The organism is Actinomycetospora callitridis (assembly GCF_028737265.1).
Taxonomy (GTDB): domain Bacteria; phylum Actinomycetota; class Actinomycetes; order Mycobacteriales; family Pseudonocardiaceae; genus Actinomycetospora; species Actinomycetospora callitridis.
Genome location: NZ_JAQZAK010000009.1, coordinates 161,593 through 185,857 on the forward strand (window position 1 = coordinate 161,593; position 24,265 = coordinate 185,857).

The 24,265-nt window shown below is 74.7% G+C and carries 15 protein-coding genes; 11 read left to right on the top strand and 4 right to left on the bottom strand.

From position 1 onward, the window contains the following. The first annotated feature begins 30 nt into the window (after positions 1 to 30). The 4 genes from secD (at position 31) to PH191_RS23965 (ending at position 6,507) form a co-directional block, all read left to right on the top strand. Positions 31 to 1,812, top strand: coding sequence for a protein translocase subunit SecD (gene secD / locus PH191_RS23950; RefSeq protein ID WP_274197140.1), 1,782 nt, complete (start codon positions 31 to 33; stop codon positions 1,810 to 1,812). Beyond that, positions 1,809 to 3,272 carry a protein translocase subunit SecF gene (gene secF, locus PH191_RS23955; RefSeq protein WP_274197141.1) on the top strand — a complete coding sequence of 488 codons (1,464 nt, stop codon included), beginning with the start codon at positions 1,809 to 1,811 and terminating at the stop codon, positions 3,270 to 3,272. The genes secD and secF overlap by 4 nt, the downstream gene beginning before the upstream one ends. Beyond that, positions 3,269 to 3,841: an adenine phosphoribosyltransferase gene (locus tag PH191_RS23960; protein WP_274197142.1), complete on the top strand. Its 573-nt coding sequence runs from the start codon at positions 3,269 to 3,271 to the stop codon at positions 3,839 to 3,841. Before secF ends, PH191_RS23960 begins: the two co-directional genes overlap by 4 nt. 158 nt (positions 3,842 to 3,999) lie before the next feature. Further along, on the top strand, positions 4,000 to 6,507 hold the full coding sequence (locus PH191_RS23965) for a RelA/SpoT family protein (RefSeq protein WP_420791841.1): 2,508 nt from the start codon (positions 4,000 to 4,002) through the stop codon (positions 6,505 to 6,507). Between the two features lie 31 nt (positions 6,508 to 6,538). On the opposite strand, the gene PH191_RS23970 is transcribed toward PH191_RS23965, so the two are convergent. Continuing rightward, positions 6,539 to 7,816 carry an AI-2E family transporter gene (locus PH191_RS23970; RefSeq protein WP_274197144.1) on the bottom strand — a complete coding sequence of 426 codons (1,278 nt, stop codon included), beginning with the start codon at positions 7,814 to 7,816 and terminating at the stop codon, positions 6,539 to 6,541. Positions 7,817 to 7,903: 87 nt separating this feature from the next. On the opposite strand from PH191_RS23970, the gene pyk reads away from it, so the two are divergent. Continuing rightward, the gene (gene pyk, locus PH191_RS23975) at positions 7,904 to 9,322 is read left to right on the top strand and encodes a pyruvate kinase (protein WP_274197145.1); all 1,419 of its coding nucleotides are present in this window, start codon (positions 7,904 to 7,906) and stop codon (positions 9,320 to 9,322) included. Positions 9,323 to 9,347: 25 nt separating this feature from the next. Next, positions 9,348 to 10,538: a MalY/PatB family protein gene (locus PH191_RS23980; protein WP_274197146.1), complete on the top strand. Its 1,191-nt coding sequence runs from the start codon at positions 9,348 to 9,350 to the stop codon at positions 10,536 to 10,538. Here the strand turns inward: PH191_RS23980 and PH191_RS23985 are convergent. Both PH191_RS23985 and PH191_RS23990 read right to left on the bottom strand, forming a co-directional pair. Then, positions 10,535 to 10,834 (bottom strand): hypothetical protein, encoded by a 300-nt coding sequence (locus PH191_RS23985; RefSeq protein WP_274197147.1) that lies wholly within the window; start codon positions 10,832 to 10,834, stop codon positions 10,535 to 10,537. The genes PH191_RS23980 and PH191_RS23985 overlap by 4 nt on opposite strands. Before the next feature lie 55 nt (positions 10,835 to 10,889). Continuing rightward, positions 10,890 to 13,847, bottom strand: coding sequence for an FAD-binding and (Fe-S)-binding domain-containing protein (locus PH191_RS23990; RefSeq protein WP_274197148.1), 2,958 nt, complete (start codon positions 13,845 to 13,847; stop codon positions 10,890 to 10,892). Positions 13,848 to 13,954: 107 nt separating this feature from the next. Here PH191_RS23990 and PH191_RS23995 point away from each other — a divergent pair, with 107 nt between their 5' ends. The 4 genes from PH191_RS23995 (at position 13,955) to PH191_RS24010 (ending at position 17,225) form a co-directional block, all read left to right on the top strand. Further along, positions 13,955 to 14,383 carry a CoA-binding protein gene (locus tag PH191_RS23995; protein ID WP_274197149.1) on the top strand — a complete coding sequence of 143 codons (429 nt, stop codon included), beginning with the start codon at positions 13,955 to 13,957 and terminating at the stop codon, positions 14,381 to 14,383. Then, positions 14,380 to 14,898: an STM3941 family protein gene (locus PH191_RS24000; RefSeq protein WP_274197150.1), complete on the top strand. Its 519-nt coding sequence runs from the start codon at positions 14,380 to 14,382 to the stop codon at positions 14,896 to 14,898. The genes PH191_RS23995 and PH191_RS24000 overlap by 4 nt, the downstream gene beginning before the upstream one ends. Positions 14,899 to 14,938: 40 nt before the next feature. After that, on the top strand, positions 14,939 to 15,553 hold the full coding sequence (locus PH191_RS24005) for a protein-L-isoaspartate(D-aspartate) O-methyltransferase (RefSeq protein ID WP_274197151.1): 615 nt from the start codon (positions 14,939 to 14,941) through the stop codon (positions 15,551 to 15,553). A gap of 139 nt (positions 15,554 to 15,692) precedes the next feature. Further along, a complete protein-coding gene (locus PH191_RS24010) occupies positions 15,693 to 17,225 on the top strand; it encodes a serine/threonine protein kinase (RefSeq protein WP_274197152.1) in 1,533 nt (510 codons plus the stop codon). Between the two features lie 3 nt (positions 17,226 to 17,228). Here PH191_RS24010 and treZ read toward each other — a convergent pair whose 3' ends face one another. Then, entirely contained in the window at positions 17,229 to 18,956 is a 1,728-nt protein-coding gene (gene treZ, locus PH191_RS24015; RefSeq protein ID WP_274197153.1) for a malto-oligosyltrehalose trehalohydrolase, read from the bottom strand. A 107-nt stretch (positions 18,957 to 19,063) separates the two neighbouring features. Here treZ and PH191_RS24020 point away from each other — a divergent pair, with 107 nt between their 5' ends. Next, a complete protein-coding gene (locus tag PH191_RS24020) occupies positions 19,064 to 24,166 on the top strand; it encodes a SpoIIE family protein phosphatase (RefSeq protein ID WP_274197154.1) in 5,103 nt (1,700 codons plus the stop codon). The last annotated feature ends 99 nt before the right edge of the window (positions 24,167 to 24,265 follow it).

The window sequence follows — 24,265 nt, forward strand, 5'->3', positions numbered from 1 at the left end:
GACCGACCCGAGCAACTGGAGCAACGCAGCGTGGCCCCTCCGACCGTCCGATTCTCGCCCGGGCGCTATCTGGCCGCCTTCGTCGTGGTGGTGGCCGCGCTCTACGGACTGGTCTTCTTCACCGGGGACGGCTCGCCGAAGCCCAAGCTCGGCATCGACCTCCAGGGCGGCACCCGGGTCACGCTGACGGCGCGCACCGAGACCGGCGCCGCGCCGACGCCCGACCAGCTCAACCTGGCGCGCCAGATCATCGACCAGCGCGTCAACGGGCTCGGCGTCAGCGGCGCCGAGGTCGTGCAGGACGGCAACAACCTCGTCATCACGGTGCCCGGCCAGGAGGGCGACCAGGCGCGCTCGCTCGGCCAGACGGCGCGGCTGTACTTCCGCCCCGTGCTCGGCGGACCGATCCCGGCGGGCCCCCAACCGGGTCAACCGGGACAGCCGGGAGCCACAGCGCCGGGAGCACCCGGCGGGCCGACCGGCGCCGGCACGCCTGGCCAGGCCCCCGCCGGGCAGAGCGTGCCGCTCGACGCCGTCGGGCAGCAGCAGCCCCCGGTCCCGACGCCCCCTCCGGGGGGTGACCCGAACGCGACGTCGCAGGACCCGCGCCTGGCCCAGGCCATCGCCGAGGCGAAGGCGACGCGCCAGAGCGACGACCCGGCGGTGCAGGAGCAGGCGGCGCTCGCGCTGGACTGCGCCGTCGAGGACCCCCTGCGCGGCTACGACGACCCGGCGCGGCCCCTGGTCTCGTGCAACCGGGAGGGCACGGAGAAGTACCTGCTCGGGCCCGCGATCCTCTCGGGCACCGACGTCGCGAGCGCGCAGCCGAACCCCAACCCCCAGGGCGTCGGCTGGATCATCAACCTCGCGTTCAAGGGCGGCCAGGCCGCGGACACGTGGGCCGACTACACCAGCGCGAACGTCAACAACTCGAACGCCGTCGTCCTCGACTCGCAGGTCGTCTCCGCGCTGCGGATCGTCCAGCCCCTGCTCGACGGCAACGCGCAGATCTCCGGCAACTTCAACCAGGCGTCGGCCACCGACTTCGCCAACGTCCTGCGCTACGGCTCGCTGCCGCTGTCGTTCGACACGTCCGAGGCGCAGACCGTGTCGGCCACGCTCGGGCTGGCGTCACTGCAGGCCGGCCTGATCGCGGGACTCGTGGGCCTGGCGCTGGTGTTCCTCTACTCGCTCTTCTACTACCGCGCGCTCGGCGTGCTGACGATCCTGTCGCTCATCCTGTCCGGGCTCGTCGTGTACGCCGTCCTCGTGCTGCTCGGGCGGGGGATCGGCTTCACCCTCGACCTCGCCGGTGTCGCCGGCTTCATCGTCGCCATCGGCATCACGGCGGACTCGTTCGTCATCTTCTTCGAACGGATCAAGGACGAGGTCCGCGACGGTCGCAGCTTCCGGTCCGCGGTACCGCGCGGGTGGGTCCGGGCCCGACGCACGATCCTCTCCGGCGACGCCGTGAGCTTCCTGGCGGCGGTGGTGCTCTACGTCCTCGCCGTCGGCCAGGTGAAGGGCTTCGCGTTCACGCTGGGCATGTCCACCGTCCTCGACCTGGTCGTGGTGTTCCTCGTGACGCACCCGCTGCTCGCCCTCGCGTCGAACTCGCGCCTGTTCGCCAGTCCCGCGTGGTCCGGCCTGGGCGAGGCGGTGCGCCACGCGCCGCGATCCCGCTCCGGTCCACCACGCGCGGGCGGGCGCCGCCCGGCCGGGAGCGGGACGGGCACCCGCGGGGGCTCGAGCCGCCCGGGATCCCGCACCGAGACCGGCCGTGACCGCGCCGGACGTGGGGGTGCCCGATGACCAGGTCCACCAGCGGCCCGAACAACCGCCGCACCGATGCCGTGACCAGCGGCGACACGAACGGACCCGCCGGCCGCGGCAACGGCCGGACGGGCGGGCGCCGTCGCGCCGAGGACGCCCCGCCCGGGGACGAGGTCCGGGACGACCTGAGGGACGACCAGGCGGACGACGGGGCGGACGTCGACGACGAGCCCACCGGGGAGGCCGCCGCGGACGCCCCCGAGGAGCGGGACGAGGGCTCCCGCCCGCGGCGCCGCAGCCGCCTCGACTCGCTCTACCGCGGCAACGGCGGCATCGACATCGTCGGGCGCTCGAAGACCTGGTACGCGGTCTTCGGCGTCGCGCTGATCATCTGCATCCTGTCGATGGCGATCCGGGGCTTCAACTTCGGCATCGACTTCGAGGGCGGCACGAGCGTCCAGATGCCGGCCGTCGGCGCGGGCGGTCCGATCGCCACCGAGCAGGTCGAGCAGGTCTTCGCCGAGGCCGTCGACATCCCGGCCACGTCGGTGCAGAGCGCGGGCCGGGGCGCGACGTCGACGATCATCATCCGCTCCGAGCGCCTCGGCGTCGGTCAGGTCGTGGTGCTCCGCCAGGCCCTGTTCGACCAGTTCCAGCCGCTGGGCGTCACCGGCACGCCCGACCCGGACGCGATCTCCGACAGCGCGGTCAGCGCGAGCTGGGGCGGCGAGATCACCCGGCAGGCGCTCATCGCGCTCGCGGTGTTCCTCGTGCTCGTGACGATCTACCTGTCGTTCTACTTCGAGCGGCGGATGGCGCTCGCGGCGTTGATCGCCCTCGCGAACGACATCATCATCACCGCGGGCGTGTACTCGCTGGTCGGCTTCGAGGTCTCGCCGGCCACGGTCATCGGCCTGCTCACGATCCTCGGCTTCTCGCTGTACGACACGGTGGTCGTGTTCGACAAGGTCCGGGAGAACACCCGCGGTCTGCTCGGCCTCACGAGACGCACCTACGCCGAGGCCGCGAACCTCGCGGTCAACCAGACGCTGATGCGCTCGCTCAACACCTCGCTGATCGCCGCGCTCCCGCTGATCGGGCTGTTCGTCATCGGCGTCGTGCTGCTCGGTGTCGGCGTGCTGGGCGACCTCGCGCTCGTCCAGCTCGTCGGCACGGTCATCGGTGCGGCCTCGTCGGTGCTGCTCGCGACGCCGATCGTGGTCGACCTCGCGATGCGCAACAAGCAGTGGGCCGCGCAGGCCGAGAAGGTCGCCGCCCGCCGGGCCAAGAACGCCCGGCGCACCGAGGGCGGGGACGGCGCCGAGGCGGCCGCGAACGGCCCGTCGACGGATGTCCTGAACACCCGCGAGGTCGCGGCGGCCGGTGCCGGGGTCCGGAGCTCGGGCGCCCGCGACAGCGACGGCCGGGCCGTGGCCCCGCGTCCCGGTGCCCGTCCCACGGGCCGCAGCGGGCGCCCGTCGGGCAAGCGCCGCAAGTGAGCACCGCGAGCGACGCACCCGACGACGACCTCGCCGATCTCGACGTGACCGATCTCGACCTGGTGGCGAGCCTGCTGCGCGAGGTCCCGGACTTCCCGACACCCGGGATCCGGTTCTGGGACCTCACCGGCCTGCTCGCCGACGGGCCGGGGCTCGCCGCGACCACGCGGCTGCTCGCGGCCCCGGCGGTGCGGACCGGGGTCGACGTCGTCGTCGGGATCGAGGCCCGCGGCTTCCTGCTCGGCGCGGCCGTGGCCCACTCGCTGGGCGTGGGCGTCGTCGCCGTGCGCAAGGAGGGCAAGCTGCCCGCGGTCGCCGCGCGGCGGACCTACGACCTCGAGTACGGCTCCGCCACCCTCGAGCTGCCCGCCGACGTGCTGCACCCCGGCACGCGGGTGCTGCTCGTCGACGACGTGCTCGCCACCGGCGGCACCGCGGCGGCGGCGTGCCAGCTGGTCGAGGGTGCCGGGGCGGTCGTCGCGGCGTTCTCGGTGGTGCTCGAGCTGCCGGCCCTCGAGGGCCGCGCGCGCCTGGGCGGCCACGACGTCCACGCGCTGCTCGCGCGCTGACCGGCGCTCCACCGACCACTGACCGACCGCCCGTCGCGCGCGCCCGGTCGTGACCGGCCGAGTGGGCCACCCTCACCCACGCGTACCGATCGTGGACGACCGATCGTCCGATCGGGCCGCCACCGACCGGACACCCCGCCGATGCCGGGATATCCTGGATGGATTCCGGACACGGGTGGGCGCAGGCCCCGCCCGCCGCCCGGAGGGGAAGGGGACGACGCGTGAGCCAGCACGTCGACGCCACGGGCACACCCCTGGCCACCGAACCCGCCCCGTCGGACGGCACCGACGACGACCGGGGCACGCGCGAGGACGCGGTCCTCGAGTCCGCAGGTCTCTCGCCCGCCCCGCCGGTCAGTGCCACCCGCCCGCCCTCGGCGACGCGCCGGGTGCGCGCCCGCATCGCCCGCCGGATCACCGCCCAGCGCTCGGGCGTGGTCAAGCCGGTGCTCGAGCCGCTGGCCGCGGTGCACCGCGAGCTCCACCCGTCGGCCGACATGGCCACGCTGCAGCGGGCCTACGACACGGCCGAGCGCTCGCACGACGGCCAGATGCGCAAGAGCGGCGACCCGTACATCACGCATCCGCTGGCCGTCGCGACGATCCTCGGCGAGCTCGGGATGGACACGACGACGCTGGTCGCGGCCCTGCTGCACGACACCGTCGAGGACACCGACTACTCGCTCGAGAAGCTCGCCTCCGACTTCGGCGCCGAGGTCGCGCACCTCGTCGACGGCGTCACCAAGCTCGACAAGGTCCAGCTCGGCGCCGCGGCCGAGGCGGAGACGATCCGCAAGATGGTCGTGGCGATGGCGCGCGACCCGCGCGTGCTCGTCATCAAGCTGGCCGACCGGCTGCACAACATGCGCACGATGCGGTTCCTCAAGCCGGAGAAGCAGGCCAAGAAGGCCCGCGAGACCCTCGAGGTGCTCGCGCCGCTGGCCCACCGGCTGGGGATGTCGACGGTCAAGTGGGAGCTCGAGGACCTCGCGTTCGCGATCCTGCACCCCAAGCGCTACGACGAGATCGTCCGCCTCGTCGCCGACCGCGCGCCCAGCCGCGACACCTACCTGCGCTCGGTGATCGACGAGGTCTCCGGCCAGCTCACCGAGGCCCGGGTGAAGGCCGAGGTCCTCGGGCGGCCGAAGCACTACTACTCGATCTACCAGAAGATGATCGTCAAGGGTAAGGACTTCGACGACATCCACGACCTCGTCGGCGTGCGCGTGCTCGTCGAGGACGTGCGCGACTGCTACGCCGCGATGGGCATGGTCCACGCCCTGTGGCAGCCGATGCCCGGGCGGTTCAAGGACTACATCGCCCAGCCGCGCTTCGGCGTCTACCAGTCGCTGCACACCACGGTGATCGGCCCGGACGGGCAGCCGCTCGAGGTGCAGATCCGCACCCACGACATGCACCGCACCGCCGAGTACGGCATCGCGGCGCACTGGCGCTACAAGGAGACCCCCAAGGGGGCCCACAAGGGCTCGTCGAACGGTGCGAACGGCTCGACCGGCGATGGCACCCTCGAGCTCGACGAGATGGCGTGGATGCGCCAGCTGCTGGACTGGCAGCGGGAGGCGGCGGACCCGGGGGAGTTCCTCGAGTCGCTGCGCTACGACCTCGCCACCCGCGAGATCTTCGTCTTCACGCCGAAGGGCGACGTCATCACGCTGCCCAGCGGGTCGACCCCGGTCGACCTCGCCTACGCGGTGCACACCGAGGTCGGCAACCGCTGCATCGGCAGCCGGGTCAACGGCCGGCTGGTCGCCCTCGAGCGCGAGCTCGAGAACGGCGAGGTCGTCGAGATCTTCACGTCGAAGGCCGAGGGCGCCGGTCCGTCGCGCGACTGGCTGGGCTTCGTCGCCTCGCCGCGGGCCAAGCAGAAGATCAAGCAGTGGTTCGCCAAGGAGCGCCGCGAGGAGGCGATCGAGGGCGGCAAGGAGGCCATCACCCGCGAGGCGCGGCGCACCGGCCTGCCGCTGCAGCGCCTCGTCTCGGGCGACTCGATGGGTGCCCTGGCCCACGAGCTGCGCTACGCCGACGTCTCCGCGCTCTACGCCGCGGTCGGCGAGCACCACGTCTCGGCGCGCCACGTCGTCCAGCGGCTCGTCGCGCTGCTCGGTGGCGTCGAGCAGAACGAGGAGGAGCTGGCCGACCGCGCCACGCCCTCCACGGTCCAGCGCCGGCGCGGGACCGGCGACGTCGGCGTCGTCATCGACGACATGGACGACTCCGCCGGCGACGTCTGGATCAAGCTGGCGCGCTGCTGCACGCCGGTGCCCGGCGACGGCATCCTGGGGTTCGTCACCCGCGGCGGCGGCGTCAGCGTGCACCGCACCGACTGCACCAACGCCGACGAGCTGCGCAGCGAGCCCGAGCGTCTGGTCAACGTGCACTGGGCGTCGTCGTCCAGCGCGCTGTTCCTCGTCGCGATCCAGGCCGAGGCCCTCGACCGGCACCGGCTGCTCTCCGACATCACGAAGGTGCTGGCCGACGAGAAGGTCAACATCCTGTCCGCGTCGGTCACCACCTCGCGCGACCGCGTCGCCGTCAGCCGCTTCTCGTTCGAGATGGGCGACCCCAAGCACCTCGGCCACGTGCTCAAGGCGGTCCGCAACGTCGAGGGCGTCTACGACGTCTACCGGGTGACCTCCGCGAGCTGACGCTCCGGACCGCCCGCCGCCACGGCTGGTGTCAGGCCGACGACGACCGTGCGCGGAAGGCGTCGACGGCGCGGCCGACGAGGTTGCGCGGGGGTTGCTCGTCGCTGTGCCAGTCGGGGCGGGCGGAGCGGGGGTCGAGGGCGTCGACCGATTCCGGGTCGAGCCCCGGGCCGTCGGAGGGGCGCGTGAGCGAGCGGACCCCGGCGTCGATCACCGTGACGAGCGGGACCGCGAGCAGGGCCCCGGCGATGCCGGCCAGCACGAGGCCGCAGGCGATCGGCAGCACGACGGCCAGCGGGTGGAGCTTGATCGACCGCCCGAGCAGCAGGGGCTGGAGGATGTAGCCCTCCAGGTTCTGCACCAGCACGAGCAGCAGGACGACGAGCAGGGCGTCGGTGATGCCGCCGCTGACCAGGCCGACGAGCACCGCGACGACGCCGGAGACGACGGCGCCGAGGGTCGGGACGAAGGCGCCGAAGAAGATGAGCGCGGCCAGCGGCACCGGCAGCGGGATGCCGATCAGCCACAGCCCGACGCCCGCGGTGATCGCGTCGGCGGCGGCGACGAGGATCGTCGCGCGGGTGTAGCCGACGAGCGAGGCGAAGGCGCGCCGTCCGGCGATGTCGGCGCGGTCGCGGGCCTGGCGCGGGATCGCACCGAGGACGAAGCGCCAGACCGTGCCGCCGTTGTAGACGAAGAAGATCAGCGTGAAGAGGGCCAGCAGGAGCTCGGTGAGGACCTCGCCCACGGTGCTCACCGCGCCGAGGGCGCTCTGCGCGAGCGTCGCCTGGCTGGACTGGAGGTAGGCGAAGAGCTGGTTGCCGACCTCGGTGAACTGCTCGTTGTTCAGCTCGAGCGGGCCGGTGCGCAGCCACTGCTGGATGCCCGCCACGCTGGCGAGCAGCTGCGACGACAGCTCCGGGAGGCCCGAGACGAAGGCCAGCCCGACGCCGTAGAACACGCCGCCGACGACGGCGACGCCGCTGACGATGACGATCGCGGTGGCCACGGCGTGCGGCAGCCACCGGATGCGCGACAGGGCGTGCGCGGACGGGGCGAGCAGGGAGGCCGCGATCAGCGCGAGGACGACGGGCACCACGACGGCCCCGAGCAGGCCCAGGACGTAGATGACGACCAGGATCGCCGCACCCAGCAGGAGCAGGCGCCACGCGAGCGCGGTGGCGATCTCCAGGGCCGGCGGGACCTCCCAGCGCTTGCGCGCCTGGAGCAGGACGCCGCCCCCAGCTGCGGTCGTTCCGCCCTCGCCGGCGCCGTCCGGGGGATCCGCTCCGATCGTCGGCAGGGTCACCGGCACACCGTAGTCGCGGGGGGCGCGGGACGTTCTCTGGCGCCCGGCCACTGCTGGATCGGTGCAGAGCGGGATACGATGAGGGCCGTGAGCCGACGAGCGAAGATCGTGTGCACGTTGGGGCCGTCGACGTCGACGCCCGAGGCCATCCGTGACCTCGTGCGCGCCGGTATGGACGTGGCCCGCCTCAACTTCAGCCACGGCGAGCACGCCGAGCACGAACGGATCTACCGCCTCGTGCGCGAGGCGGCCGACACCGAGGGGCGCGCGGTCGGCATCCTCGCCGACCTGCAGGGGCCGAAGATCCGTCTCGGTCGGTTCGCCGACGGTCCGCAGATGTGGGCCACCGGCGAGACGGTCACGATCACCACCGAGGACGTCGCGGGCACCCACGACCGCGTCGGCACCACGTACAAGGGCCTCGCCGACGACGCCCGTCCCGGCGAGTCGCTGCTCATCGACGACGGCAACGTCGCCCTCGAGGTCAGCGCCGTCGAGGGCCGCGACGTCGTCTGCCGCGTGATCGAGGGCGGCCGGGTCTCGGACAACAAGGGCATCTCGCTGCCCCACACCGCGGTGTCGGTGCCCGCGATGAGCGACAAGGACGAGGCCGACCTGCGCTTCGCGCTCGGCCTGCGCGTCGACATGATCGCGCTGTCCTTCGTGCGCTCGCCCGCCGACGCCGAGCTCGTCCACAAGATCATGGACGAGTACGGCTCGCGCCTCCCGGTGATCGCGAAGATCGAGAAGCCCGAGGCCGTCGACGCGCTCGAGGCGATCGTCCTCGCCTTCGACTCGATCATGGTCGCCCGCGGCGACCTCGGCGTCGAGCTCGCGCTCGAGGACGTCCCGCTGGTGCAGAAGCGCGCGGTGCAGATCGCGCGCGAGAACGCCAAGCCGGTGATCGTCGCGACGCAGATGCTCGAGTCGATGATCCACAACTTCCGGCCGACCCGCGCCGAGGCGTCCGACGTCGCCAACGCCGTGCTCGACGGCGCCGACGCCGTGATGCTCTCCGGCGAGACCAGCGTCGGCGACTACCCCATCGAGACGGTCCAGACGATGTCCCGGATCGTCGCCGCGGTCGAGGTCGGCCCGGCGTCGGTGCCGCCAATCCAGCACGTCCCGCGCACCCAGCGCGGTGTGGTCACCACCGCCGCGCGCGACATCGGGGAACGCCTCAACGCCCGCGCGCTGGTGGCGTTCACGCGCACCGGCGACACCGTGCGCCGCCTCGCCCGCCTGCACACCCGGCTGCCGGTGCTGGCGTTCTCGCCGATCCCCGAGGTCCGCAGCCAGCTCGCGCTGAGCTGGGGCGTCGAGACCTTCCTCGTGCCCTGGGCGGACACCACGGACGCGATGATCCGCCAGGTCGACGCGTCGCTGCTGGAGATCGGGCGCTTCGCCGCCGGCGAGCTCGTCGTGATCGTCTCCGGCTCGCCGCCCGGCACCGTCGGCAAGACCAACCTGCTGCGCGTCCACAAGATCGGGGAGGACGCGCGCTGAGCCGTCGATGGCATCATCGACGGGCGTGACCGCCACCTCCCACCGGTTCGACGCCCTCACCGCCGCGCACATGCGGGCGGGCGGCTCCTGGAAGTGGTCGACGCCCGGCTCGTGGCGACGCGGCGAGCGCGAGGGCCTGATCGGGGCGTTCGTCGCCGAGATGGACTACCCGGTCGCCGACGTCGTGGCCGACGCGGTGCGCACCTCGGCCGACGGGTCGCGGTTCGGCTACCTGCCCGACGACTGGGTGGCCGACATGGCCGCGGCGACGTCGGCGTTCTGGGGCGAGCGGCTCGGCTGGGCGCCCGACCCGGCCCGCGTGCGCCCCGTGCCCGACGTGCTCACCGCGTTCACCGCGACCGTCCGTCACTTCACCCGGCCCGGCAGCGCGATCGTGCTGCCGACCCCGGCCTACATGCCCTTCCTCACCGTGCCGGCCATGCTCGGCCGGGAAATGGTCCAGGTGCCGATGGCCCGCGACGGCGCGCGGTTCGTGCTCGACCTCGACGCGATCGGCCGGGCGTTCGCCGACGGCGCGGGCCTGCTGGTGCTGACCAACCCGCACAACCCGACGGGCCGCGTGTTCGACGTCGACGAGCTCGCCGCGGTGACCGAGGTGGTCGAGTGCCACGGCGGGCGGGTGTTCAGCGACGAGATCCACGCGCCGCTGACGTTCGACGCCCACCGCCACCGGCCCTACGCCGCGACGTCGGAGGCCGCCGCGGGGCACACCGTCACGGCGACCTCGGCGTCCAAGGCCTGGAACACCCCGGGGCTCAAGTGCGGGCAGGTGATCCTGTCGAACGACGCCGACGCCGCGCACTGGGAGGCCACCGGCTACCTCGCCGAGCACGGCACTGCGACGCCCGGGGTGCTGGCGACCACCGCGGCCTACCGCGACGCCCGGGGCTGGCTCGACGACGTGCTCGCCTACCTGGACGGCAACCGCGCCCTGCTCGCGTCCGCCGACCTGCCGGGGCTCGAGGTGACCGTCCCCGAGGGGACCTACCTCGCGTGGCTCGACGGCCGGGGTCTCGGGGCTGGTCTGGGCCTCGACGAGCCCCCGTCGGCCTTCTTCACCCGCGAGGCGGGCGTGGTCATGACCGACGGCGCGGCGTGCGGGGAGGCCGGGCGTGGGGGCATGCGCCTCAACCTCGCCATGTCCCGCCCCGTCCTCACCGAGGCCCTCGACCGCGTGCGCACCGCTCTGTCCTAGCCGCGGCGCTCCGGAGGCGCGATGAGGTAGTTGTGGATCTCGGACATCGCGACCTCGGGGCGGTCGATCCCGAGGTTCTCGAGGACGGGCGCGAGCCGTCCGCCGACGAACCGCTCGAACGCCTCGACCGACTCCCACACGTCGACGCCACGGAACCCGTCGTCGGTCGGGATCGTGTAGTGGAACAGGCAGCCGGGCTCGGAGTCGCCGCCGCGCCGGAAGTCGAGCCGCCGGAGCAGGTCGTCGTACTCGGTCAGCGTGACCCCGTGGAAGGTGGTCTCCACCGCGATCGCCATCGTCGGTCCCCCGTCTCCTGTCAGCGAGCTTCGGGCCTGGAGACCCCAGGATCGCTCACGAAGGCCAGGGGAGGAACTCGTCGTCGGGGAGACCGGACGCGAGCAGGGACGCGAGGTGATCGCCGCGGCGCTCGGTGAGCTGGTCGATCTGGGTGCGGCAGGAGAAGCCGTCGGCGACCACCGCGGTGCTCGCGTCGGCCGCCCGCACCCGGGGGAGCAGCACCTGCTCGCCGCAGGCCACGGACACCTCGTAGTGCCCCTGCTCGAACCCGAAGTTGCCGGCGAGCCCGCAGCAGCCGGAGTCGAGCACCTCCACCTCGGCGCCGGCGCGGTGCAGGAGGTCGACCTCCGCGCCGTAGCCGCCGGTGGCGTGCTGGTGGCAGTGCTGCTGGACCATCACCTCGCGCCCGGCGAGCCCGGGCGGCGCCCAGTCCGGCGCGCGCTCGGCCAGCAGCCGCCCGAGGGTCGTCGTCGCCGCGGCGATCGCGTCGGCGCGGGGCCCGGGCAGCAGGTTCGGCGCGTCGTCGGTGAACACCGCGGTGCAGCTCGGCTCGAGCCCCACGATCGGCATCCCGTCGCCCACGGCCGGCGCCAGGGCGTCCAGCGTCCGGCCGAGGACCTTCGCGGCGACGTCGAGCTGGCCCGTCGTCACCCACGTCAGGCCGCAGCACAGCTCCTGCTCCGGGACCCGCACCGTGAAGCCCGCCGCCTCGAGCACGCGGACGGCGTCGGCGCCGGCGCGGGGGTGGAGGAACTCGGTGAACGTGTCCGGCCAGAGCAGCACCTCGCCGCGCTCCCCGGAGCCGCGCGAGCCGCGCTCGCGGAACCAGTGCGTGAACCGCGGGGTGGCGAACACGGGGATCGAGCGGCGCTCGTCGATGCCGCCGGCCTTCTTGAGCAGCCCCGCCGCCCGGGACGACGTGATCCGGTTGACCAGCGGGGCGAGCGGTGACGCGACGCGGGCGAGCGCCGGCAGCCAGCCCATCGACAGGTGCGAGCGCGGGCGGCGCCACTGGCGGCCCTCGTAGTGGTGGTGCAGGAACTCGGCCTTGTAGGTCGCCATGTCGACGTTGACCGGGCAGTCCGACAGACAGCCCTTGCACGCCAGGCACAGGTCCAGGGCGTCGCGGACCTCGGTGGAGCGCCAGCCGTCGGTGATCGGCGAGTCCTCGTGCCCGCGCAGCATCTCCCACAGCAGCCGCGCGCGGCCGCGCGTCGAGTGGTGCTCCTCGCCGGTGACCCGGTACGAGGGGCACATGACGTCCCCCTCGGTGCGCCGGCAGCGTCCGACGCCGATGCAGCGCTCGACGGCGCGGGTGAAGCTGCCGTCGTCGGACGGGTAGGCGAACGCGGAGGCCGGGTCGGCGGGGTCGTAGTCGGGTCCGACGTGCAGGTGCTCGTCGAGCCGGTAGGGGTGGACGACCTTGCCGGGGTTCATCCGGTTCCGCGGGTCGAACAGCGCCTTGACCGACTCGAACGCCGCCACGAGCTCGGGGCCGTACATCCGCTCGAGCAGCTCGCCGCGCGACTGCCCGTCGCCGTGCTCGCCCGAGAGCGACCCGCCGTACTTCACGCACAGGTCCGCCGAGCGCTCCATGAACGAGCGGTAGGACGCGACGCCGGCGACGGAGCCGAGCTCGAACGGGATGCGCGTGTGGATGCAGCCGTGCCCGAAGTGCCCGTAGATCGCGGTGCCCTCGGTGAAGCCGTACTCGTCGAGGAGCGCGACCCACTCGGCGAGGTAGTCCGCGAGCCGATCGGTCGGCAGCGCCGCGTCCTCCCAGCCCTCGTAGTTGTCCTGCCCGGTGCGGGGGTCGCGGGCCGACACGGCGAGCGCGGACTCGCGGATGCCGAACAGTTCGGCCTGCTCGACGGGGTCGGTGACGGTGAGGACCGACGGGCCGTGGTGCTCGAGATCGGCGGCCAGGGCCCGCGCACGCTCGGTGACCCGCTCGGGGTCGTCGTCGCGGATCTGGGCCATGAGCCAGCTGTGGCCCTCGGGCATCGCCGCCATCGCCCGCTGGTGCACGCCCTTGGCGCGCTCGAACTCGACGATGACGCGGTCGATGCACTCCAGGAAGTGCGGGGTGTGCGGGAGGATCGCGTCGACGCAGCGCGCGGCCGCGACGACGTCGGGGAAACCGAGCACCACCAGCGCGGTGTGCGGCGCCTCGACCACGAGGTCGAGCTCGGCGTGCAGCACCGTCACCAGCGTCGACTCCGAGCCCACCAGGGCGCGGGCGAGGTCGAAGCCGGTGCCGTCCGTGTCGGGGCCGCGCACGAGGTCGTCGAGGTTGTAGCCCGAGACGCGGCGGGGGATGTCGGGGAAGCGCTCGGCCACCAGCGCGGCGTGGTCGGAGGCGATCGCCCGCAGGCCCCGGTAGATCTCCGCGCGCCGCCCGCCCTCGGCCTGGATCGCGGCGTACTCCTCCTCGGAGGTGGGACCCACCCACATCCGCAGGCCGTCGTAGGTGAGCACCTCCAGGCGGCGCACGTTGTCGGCGACCTTGCCGAAGGTCTGCGCGGTGGACCCGCAGGAGTTGTTGCCGATCATCCCGCCGAGGGTGCAGCTGACGTGCGTCGCGGGCTTCGGGCCGTAGATCAGGCGGCCGGGCAGCGCGGCGTTGAGGTCGTCGAGCTTGATGCCGGGCTCGACGACGCAGGTGCGCGCGTCCTCGTCGACCGACACGATCCGCGTGCAGTACTTCGACCAGTCGATCACCACGGCGGCGTTGCAGCACTGCCCGGCGAGGCTCGTGCCGCCGCCGCGGGAGAGCACCGGGACGTCGTGCTCGCGGCACACGGCGAGGGCCTCGACGCCGGCGTCGATCGAGCGCGGGACGACCACACCGATCGGGACCTGGCGGTAGTTCGAGGAGTCGACCGCGTACGCGGCGCGCGAGCCGGCGTCGAACCGGACCTCGCCGTCCACCCGCTCGGCCAGCGCCCGCTGGAGCTCCTCCTCGGGGGTCCGGGGACGCGTGCGGGGCGGGGACAGGTCGACCGTGGCCACCGGACGACTCTGGGCGCCGCCGCACGCCGCCGCAACCGTTCCTCGGGAGCGAAGTTCGGGCCGATGGGCACGGACTCCGCTCACCTGGCTGCGGGAGGATGGACGACGTGACCACCGGAGCGCTGGACGACGCCGCCGTGGACGCGCTCCTGGCCGGCGTGCGCCGGGTGGCGCTGCTCGGGGTCTCCGACCGCTTCAACCGGCCCAGCTTCCGGCTCGGCGCCTACCTGCTCGACCGCACCGCGTGGACCGTCGACCTCGTCAACCCCCACGTCGTCGAGACCCTCGGGCGGCTCTGCGCACCGACGCTCGCCGACGTCCCGGCGCCCGACCTCGTCGTGGTCTGCCGGGCGCCGGGGGCCTGGGACGCCGTGATCGAGGAGGTCGCGGGCGTCGGGGGACACGCCGTGTGGCTGCCGAGCGACGTCGCGGACGCGGACACCACGGCGCGCGCGTCCGACCGGGCCCGGGCCGCGGGCCTGGTGGCCGTCGCCGACCGCGACCTGCGCGCCGAGCACAAGCGGTGGTGTGCGTGAGCGTCGGGAGATCAGCCCTGGTCCGCGAGCCCGACCGGCTGGAGGTCCGCGCACCCCGCACCGCCCCCGCGCTGGCGCTGGCGACGGGCGTCGTCGGGCTCGCAGCCGGCATCTGGCTGGCGACGCTCGGGGGCACGGCGAGCCTGGTGCTCGGCCTCGTGCTGATCGTCTTCTTCGCGGTCGGCACGGTGCGCGCGGCGCTGCGCCTGCTGCGGGGCCGACCCCTGCTCGTCGTCACCCCCGAGGGCATCGACGACGGCGGGTCGATCGTCGTCGCCGGGTTCCTGCCGTGGTCCGAGCTCGGGTCGATCGACGTCCTGCCCGCCCGCGGCGGCGGGATGGTCGTGATCGGGGTGCGCGACCCCGAGGCCGTCCTCGCCCGCACCACCCCGTCCCGCGCCCGCGTCGGGCGCGCCCAGGCGGGGCGCCTCGGCAGCCCCGTCGTCCTGCCGCCCACGGTGCTCCCCGTCCCCGCGGAGGAGCTCGCCGCCGACATCGAGGCCTTCCGGCCGTGAGCCGTTGACCGGCGCGTCGCCGGTGCGGAAGCGTTCCGGTGTGGCCAGCTACCGCGCGCGTCGTCGCCGGGCGATGGTCGCCGAGGTGCGCCGGCAGGGGGTCACCGACTCGCGGGTCCTGCGGGCGATGCTCGAGGTGCCGCGCCACCGGTTCGTGCCCGCGCACCGCGCGGACGAGGCCTACGGCCCGGGGCCGCTGCCGATCGCGTGCGGCCAGACGATCTCCGCGCCCGCGATGGTGGGGGCGATGGCCGCCCTGCTGGAGCTCACCGGCCGCGAGCGCGTGCTCGAGGTGGGCACCGGCAGCGGGTACGCCGCCGCGGTGCTCTCGCGGTGCGCGCGCGAGGTGATCAGCATCGAGTACCACCCCTCGCTCGCCGCCGGGGCCCGCGCCGCGCTCGCGGCCACCGGCCACCACGTCGAGGTCCGCCACGGCGACGGGCGCGCCGGCGCCCCCGACAAGGCACCCTTCGACGCGATCTCCGTGGCCGCGATGGCCGAGGGCGAGGTGCCGGCGACGCTGCTCGGCCAGCTCACCGACCGCGGCGTCCTCGTCTGCCCCGTGGGCCACGGCCGCCGCGGTGACCTCGTCCGGATGCGCCGCGACGGCCGCGTCGAGCGGTTCATGCCGGTGTCGTTCGTGCCGCTGCTGTAGCGGCTCGGCGTCCGGGCGCGCCGCGATCGCATCACCGTCAGGCAGAACACACACGTGTGATGTCGTCACGGCGGGTACACGGGTCTGTCCGGTTGAACGAGCCAGCCGCTCGCGTTTCTTCGCCCCGTGGAGGCATCGCGTGCTGGGTTCGTCCGCCCGTTCTCCCCGTCCCCGTGACGACCGGTCCGTCCCCGAGGTGGTCGCCGACCGTTACGAGGTGGGCGCCCTCGTCGGCACCGGATCGATCGCGACGGTGCACCGCGGGTACGACCGCCTGCTCCAGCGACCGGTGGCGGTGAAGCTCTTCCCGTCGGGTACGAGCGCGCGGACCCGGGCCCCGCTGGGCCGCGAGGTCGCCGCCGTGACGCAGCTGCACCACCCCGGGCTGGCCGTGCTCTACGACGCCGGTACCGAGGGCGACCGGGCCTACCTGGTCACGCAGCTCGTCGACGGGCCGTCCCTCGCCGCCCGGCTCCGCCGGGGGCCGCTGGCGCTCCGGGCGGTCGCGCCCCTGGGCGCGCACCTCAGCGCGGCGTTGGCGTACGTCCACGCCCGCCACGTGGCGCACGGGGACGTGCGACCCGGCAACGTCGTGCTCGGGCCTGAGGGCCGCCCGATGCTGACCGATCTCGGGCTCGCGGAGCTGGTCGACCTGTCCGGCCTCACGGTGGGCCGCGGAGCCCTCACGGAGGAGCGTGGTCCGGCGGCCGACGTCCACGGGTTGGGCGTGACCCTGCGCGCCGCGCTCACGGGGCCGAGCGGCGACGAGGGGCCCGGGCCGGTGCCGGACGAGCTCGACGCGTTGCTGGTGCAGATGACCGCCGACGACCCCGCGGCGCGACCGTCGGCGGCCGAGGTGAACGAGGCGCTGCGGCACGGGGGCACCACCGCGAGCCGCCCGTCCGGGTGGGGGAGTCCCGTCGTGCCGGTCGGTCCCGGCGCGGCCGACGACGCGCTCCTCGACCCCGCCCTGCTCACGGGGTCGGCGTCCGCGCCGGAGCGGGCCCCGGCCGCGTTCCGGCGGCGGGCCGGGCTGACGGTGGCCGCCGGCGCCCTGGCGGTGGGTGCCGTCGTGGGCGGCGCGGCCGGTGTCGGCGAGGTCCTCCACTTCTGGGGCGGGCAGGCGGACGGGAGCACGTCGTTCGCGAGTGTCGACACGACTCCGATGCGGTCCGGCCTCCCGGAGATCGGCGCGCCGATCGCGGTGGTGCCGGGCATGCCGTGGACACCCGCCGTCACGCCCTCGCCGGTCAGGACGCCCTCGCCGGTCCCGACGGAGCCCGGGTCGGGCGCGGGCGGTCTGCGCACGGCCGATCGCGCAGGTGACGCGACGGGTGGCGGCGACGCGCAGCGCGGCGCGCCCGCGACCGGGGAGTCCCGCGAGGACGCCTCCGACGACCGCGGCTCCGACCCCGGCGACGAGGGCGGCGACGAGGGCCGGACCGTCGGGGGCGACCGCGGCGAGGGCCACGACGACGGCCACGACGAGGCCCGCGACGGCGGTGACGAGGGCGGCGACCCCGGCGGTCAGGAGGGCGACGAGACCGGCGGCGACTCCGGCGGCGACTCCGGCGGTCGCGACGGCGGTGACGACGGGAGCGGCGACCCCGACGACGGAGCGAGCTCGGAGAGCGGCTCGGACCTCGGGGACGCCGACCCGTCGGTGATCTGAGAGTCAGCCTCCCGAACGGGTCAGTGCGAAGGACGCCGCCGGCAGGGTCAGGGAGTCGGCGGCCGTGTCGACGCCCGACGGCGCGCAGAGCACCTCGCGCGCCGCCACCGGGAGCGTCGCCGGGGCCTCGCCCAGGTTGACCGCCAGCCGCAGGTCGCCGCGGTGCACGACGAGCGTGCGGGCGTCCGCGTCGGCGTCCACCCGCACCCGGTCGAGGTGGGGGTCGGTGAGCTCGGGGTGGGCGCGGCGCAGGGCGATCAGCTCCCGGTGCACCCCGAGCAGCCAGGCGTGGGGTTCGCGATCGATCTCCGTCCAGTCGAGCCGCGAGTCCTCGAACGTCGAGAGCGCCGTCGGGTCGGGCACGTCGGAGGCGCCCCAGCCGTGCTCGGCGAACTCCCCGCGACGCCCCTCGCGCACGGCATCCTGCAGCGCGGGGTCCTCGAAGCCGACGAAGAACGCCCACGGCGTCGACGCGCCCCACTCCTCGCCCATGAACAGCATCGGCGTGTACGGCGAGCAGAGCACCAGCGCCGCCCCGCAGGCCAGCAGGCCCGGCGACACGGTGGCCGACAGCCGATCGCCCGCGGCGCGGTTGCCGATCTGGTCGTGGTCCTGGAGGTAGGCGAGGAACCGGTGGCCGGGGGTCGTCAGCGTGTCGACGGGCCGGCCGTGGGTGCGCCCGCGGAAGCTCGACCAGGTGCCGGCGTGGTGGAACGGGTGGTGCAGGACGTCGGCGAGGACGGAGAACGCGCCGAAGTCGGCGTAGTAGCCCTGGGTCTCGCCGGTGAGCGCCGAGTGCAGGGCGTGGTGGATGTCGTCGCACCACTGCGCGTCCAGCCCGTACCCGCCGGCCTCGCGTGGCGTGATCAGGCGCGGGTCGTTGAGGTCCGACTCGGCGATGAGGGTCAGCGGGCGGCGCAGGTGCGCCGACAGCGTCGCCACGTGCTGCGCCATCTCCTCGAGCAGGTGGGTCGCCCGGGCGTCGCGCAGGGCGTGGACGGCGTCGAGGCGCAGGGCGTCGACGCCGTAGTCGCGCAGCCACATCGTGACGTTGTCGAGGATGTAGCGCCGCACGGTGTCCGAGCCCGGCCCGTCGAGGTTCAGCGACGGACCCCAGACGTTCTCGCCGAGGAAGTAGGGCCCGAAGCGGTCGAGGTAGGCCCCGGACGGCCCGAGGTGGTTGTAGACGACGTCGAGCACGACGCCGAGCCCCCGGGCGTGGCAGGCGTCGACGAACCGCCGGAACCCCACGGGCCCGCCGTAGTTCTCGGTGACCGCGTACCAGAGCACGCCGTCGTAGCCCCAGCCCCGCGTGCCGTCGAAGGCGTTGACCGGCAGGACCTCGACGAAGTCGACCCCGAGATCGACGAGGTGGTCCAGCCGCTCCTCCGCGTCGGCGAACGTGCCGCCCTCGGTGAACGTGCCGACGTGCATCTCGTAGATCACCGACCCCGGCAGGGACCGGCCGGTCCAGGCCGCGTCGGCGGGGGAGGGCTCGACCTCGACGAGCCGGGAGGGGGCGTGCACCCCGTGCGGCTGCCACCGCGAGCGCGGGTCGGGCAGCGGCTCACCGCCGTCGAGGGCGAACGCGTAGTCCGTCCCCGGGCCGGCGTCGGGCACGGTGACCGACCACCAGCCGTCCGCTCCCGTCGTCATCGTCTCGATCCGGTCGTCGAGGACCAGTCCGACCGCCGTACGGTCGGGGGCCCACACCGCGAACTCGTGTGCCACGGGAGCGATCGTTCCCGACGGGCCGACGTCGCATGCGTGGCGGGGAGCCGGGATGATGGACGCGCGGGCGGACGGGGTCCGGGCAGGACGGTGCACGGGGGTGGTCGATGGGCGGCGATGCTGACCCCGGCACGCGTGCCCTGTTCGCGGGCGGCGGCCGCGTCGGCGCCGACATGGCGTCGGTCGACTGGAGCGCCACGCCCCTCGGCGAGCCGGAGAGCTGGCCCACCCCGCTGCGCACCGTCGTGCAGATGCTCCTGACCACGCGCTTCTCGATGTGGATGGCCTGGGGCCCCGACCTCACGTGCTTCTACAACGACGCGTACTGGCGCGACACGCTGCAGTCGAAGCACCCCTGGGCGTTGGGCAAGCCGGCCCACGTCATGTGGTCGGAGATCTGGCCGGACATCGGGCCGCGCATCGCGTCGGTGCTCGAGACGGGCGTCGCGACCTGGGACGAGGACCTGCTGCTCTTCCTGGAACGCAGCGGTTATCCGGAGGAGACGTACCACACCTTCTCGTACAGCCCGCTCGCCGACACCGACGGCGCCATCCGCGGAATGCTCTGCGTGGTCACCGAGAGCACGGACCGTGTCATCGGCGACCGGCAGATGGCGACCATGCGGGATCTCGCGACCGCGATGGGCAGTGCCCGCTCCGAGGACGAGGTGCTGCGCGCCGTCGAGCACACGCTCGTCGACGCCGACCGCGACCTGCCGTTCGGCCTCGTCTACCTGTTCGACGACGACGCCGGGTCCGCGCGGCTGGCGGCGAGCGCGGGGGCGGCCCGCGGCTCCGCGATCGCGGCCGAGGTGATCGAGCCCGGGACCGGTCCCTGGCCGCTGGACCGGGTGCGGGCGGGCGAGACGGTGCTCGTCGAGGGCCTGGGTGCCCGGGTCGACGGCGACCTGCCCCACGGGGCGTGGGACCGGCCGGCCACACAGGCGGTGCTCGTGCCGCTCGCGGCGGCGTCGGGCGTCGAGGGCGAGGAGGTCGCCGGGGTCCTCGTCGCGGGCCTCAACCCGCACCGGGAGTTCGACGAGCGCACCTCGAGCTTCCTGCAGCTGCTCGGCGGCCAGATCACGGCGGGCCTCGCCCACGCGGGCGGCTACGAGGCCGAACGGCGCCGCGCCGAGGCGCTCGCCGAGCTCGACCGCGCGAAGACCGACTTCTTCTCCAACGTCAGCCACGAGTTCCGCACCCCGCTGACCCTGATCATGGGCCCGGTCGCCGAGCTGCGCGCGTCGCCCGAGGTGGACCCCGAGCGCTGGCGCGCCGAGCTCGAGGTGGTGCACCGCAACGGGCAGCGCCTCGGGCGGATGGTCAACAGCCTGCTCGACTTCTCACGGCTCGAGGCCGGCCGTCGCCAGACCCACCCCGTGCCCGTCGACCTCGGCTCGGCCACCGCGGAGCTCGCGGCGGTGTTCGCGTCCGCGATGGCGCGGGCGGGCCTCGACTACGTCGTCGACTGTCCGCCGGTGGGCCGACCGGTCCTGCTCGACCGGGACGCGTGGGAGAAGGTCGTCCTCAACCTGCTGTCCAACGCCCTGAAGTTCACCGCCGACGGGCGGGTCTCGGTGCGCGTGGAGGCCACCGCCGACGCCGCGGTCCTGCACGTCGAGGACACCGGTGTCGGGGTGCCCGCGGACGAGCTGCCGCGCCTGTTCGAGCGCTTCCACCGTGTCGAGAGCCCCGGTGCGCGCTCCGGCGAGGGCAGCGGCATCGGCCTGGCGCTGGTGCGGGAGCTCGTCGGGCTGCACGACGGCGAGGTCCGCGCGACCAGCGAGCCCGGTGTGGGCACCACGATGACGGTGACGATCCCGTTCGGGCGGGCGCACCGGATGGAGATCGTGGCGCCGACGGTGGGGGCGGACTCCCCGGAGCTCGCCACCACCGAGCCCCTTCAGCCCTCGCCGGACGCCGAGTCCTTCGTCGCCGAGGCGCTGCGCTGGCTGCCCGACGACGCGGAGTCGACCGACGCCGAGCTGCCGACCCCCGAGGTGCCCGCCGGCTCCCCCGCACCCGCGGCCGAGAGCACGCGGGGCCGCGTCCTCGTGGCCGACGACAACGCCGACATGCGGTCCTACCTGCGCCGCCTGCTCGCCCCGCGCCACGACGTGCGCCTGACCGCGGACGGCGAGGAGGCGCTGCAGGCGGCGCTCGCCGACCCGCCGGACCTCGTCGTCTCCGACGTGATGATGCCCCGACGCGACGGCCTCGCCCTGCTCGCGGGCCTGCGCGCCGACGAGCGGACCGCACGGGTTCCGGTCCTGCTGCTCTCGGCCCGGGCGGGGGAGGAGGAGGCCGTCCAGGGGCTCGCGGCCCAGGCCGACGACTACCTGGTCAAGCCCTTCACCGCCCCCGAGCTCCTCGCCCGCGTGGACGCGCACCTGCAGCTCGGCCGCGCGCGCCGCCGGGCGGAGGTCCGCTTCACCGCGATGGCCGACCTCGCGCCGGCGATGATCTGGGTGGCCGATCCCGACGGCGGCCGCACGTTCCACAACGCGGGCTGGCGGCGCTTCACCGGCCGCGACCCGGCCCAGGACCTCGGCGAGGGCTGGCGCGACGGCCTCCACCCCGACGACCGGGAGCAGCACCGCGCGATCACCACCGAGGCGAGGGCGGCGGGTCTCGGCTGGGAGGTCGAGTACCGGCTGCGGCGCGCCGACGGCGTCTACCACCGGGTGGTGGAGCAGGCCGTCGCCCTGCCCGGCGAGGACGGGCCGTCGGGGTGGGTCGGCAGCTGCATCGACGTCAACGTCCGGGCCCTCGAGGCCGACCGCCAGCGGCTGCTCGCCCGCATCGGCGCGGAGCTCGACGGGGAGACCGAGGTCGTCGACCGGCTCGAGCTCCTGGTGCGCCTGCTCGTCGAGGTCCGCCTCGCCGCGCGCGCCTCGGCCCGTCCCGTGGACGAGGAGGGCCAGCCCGGCGCCGCCCGCGTCGCCGTCCGCACCGAGGCGCCCTCCGGCTCCCGCGTGGCCGAGCCGCTCTCGGCCGACTCGGTGGGTGACGGGGAGCGGGACGCGCTGGCGCGCCGCGCGGTGGTCGCGGCGGCCGGTGCGCTGCACCTCCCGCTGACGGTCCGCGACCGTGCCGTGGCGATCCTGTCCCTCGAGCGCTCACCCGAGGGCCCGGACTGGACCGACGAGGACCGCGACCTCGTCGAGGAGATCGCCGGGCGCGCCGCCCTCGCGCTGGACAACGCCCTGCTGCTCGCCGAGGAGCGTGCGGTCGCCGAGCGCCTGTCGCTGCTGCAGCGGGCCACCAGCGAGCTCTCGGCCGCGGCGACCCCGATCGAGGTGGCCGACGTGACCGTCGAGCACCTCCGCGCGCTCTTCGGGGCGTCGGCCCGCGTCGCGGTCTTCGAGTACGAACCCGACGCGCGCACGCTGACCCCGCTCGCGGCCCGCAACATCGACCCGCCCGTCGTCACCGCCGGCCAGGAGCAGGCGACGATGGTCGGCAGCGCGGTGCGGCGCGGCGAGGCGCTGTGGCTGGTCGGCGGCCCCGGCCACCCCGCGCCGGACCGCGGCGACCCCGCCCTGCACGCACTCCTGCATCGCGAGGGGGTGCGCGGGGCGGTGGCCCTGCCCCTCGTGGCGGCGGGCACCACGGTCGGCGCGATCGGCGTCGGCCTGCCCGACCGCGCGCGCGTGCTGCGCACCGAGCGGATCACCCTCGAGGCGCTCGCCGAGCCCTGCGCCATGGCGCTGGACCGGGCCCGTCTCTACCGCGCCGAGCACCAGATCGCTGACACCCTCCAGCGCAGCCTGCTGCCCCAGGGCCTGCCCGAGCTCGACCGGCTCGGCCTCGCCGCGCGCTACCTGCCCGGCGCCACGGGCACGCAGGCCGGCGGCGACTGGTACGACGTCGTCGAGCTCGACGAGCACCGCGTCGCGATCGCCGTCGGCGACGTCGTCGGCCAGGGCACCGGCGCCGCGGCGGTCATGGGCCAGCTCCGCACCGCCCTGTCCGGCTACCTGCTCGCCGGCCACGGCCCCGCCCGGGCCCTGGGCCTGCTCGACGGGCTGACCTCGCGCATCCCGGGCTCGCGGGCCTCGACCGCGATGTGCCTGACCCTCGACACGAGCACCGGCGAGCTGCGCTGGGCCCGCGCCGGTCACCTGCCCGCGTTGCTCGTCGGCGCCGACGGCGCAGCGGTGCGCTACCTCGACGACCCCGCGGGCCACGGGCCGCTGCTCGGTCTCCCTCCGGGGCACCGCGACCACGGTGAGGCCGTGACGACCCTCGATCCGGGCGCGGTCCTCGTGCTCTACACCGACGGCCTCGTCGAGCGGCGCGGGGAGGCCCTCGACGAGGGGTTCGCCCGCCTCGCCGCGGCCGCCGAGCAGCACCGGGCGGCCGGCCCGGGGCCGATGGCGAGCGCGCTGCTGCGCGACCTCGACTCCCGCTCGGACGACGTGGCCCTCGTCGTCGCCCGGCTGGCGCCGCCGCCCCTGGAGCTCGACCTCCCGGCCCGACCCGACTCCCTGGCGCTCCTGCGGCGCCGCGTCACCCGGTGGTCGCGGGCGGCGGGGCTGCCCGAGATCACCTTCGAGGACCTCCAGCTCGCGCTGGGCGAGGCCGCGACGAACGCCGTGGAGCACGCGTACCGCGACGGCGACGGGTCCGGCCAGGTCGACGTCCGGCTGGCCCGCCGCGCCGACGGCGCCGTCGAGGCCGTCGTCCGCGACCGTGGCACCTGGCGCCCGGCGCCGCTCGACCCCGGGTACCGCGGGCGCGGGCTGAAGATCGTCCGGGAGCTCACCGAGGACGCGCAGGTGACGCCGCGGCCCGGTGGCGGCACCGAGGTCTCGTTCCGCATGGTCGGCGCGGGCCCGGAGGAGCCGCCCGGAGTCCGCACGCCGGACGGGGCGACGGACGCCGCCGACGTCGTCGCGCCGCCGCCGGGCACCCCCGCGGCCGTCACGGTCGAGGACGACGGGGCGGTGCGTCGCCTCGTGCTGACCGGCGACATGGACCTCGCCGCGGCGGCCGCCTGCCGCGACGCGATGCTCGGGCCCGTCGAGGGCCGTGCGCGGCTGGAGGTCGACCTGCGCGCCGTCGGCTACCTCGCGAGCGCCGGCGTCGGCCTCGTCCTGGAGGTCGTGCAGGCGGCGCGGCGGGCCGGTGCGGAGACCGACGTGCTCACCGCCCCGGACAGCGCGCCGGCCCGAGTCCTCGCGATGGCGCTCCCGACGGAGGCCTGACGGCGGGACCGCGTCAGGTCCCGCTCAGGGGCCACTGCGTCCCCGCCCCGCCTCGCCTTCGCGCGTGTCACGTTCCCGCCGGCCCGGGCGGGGGAATCC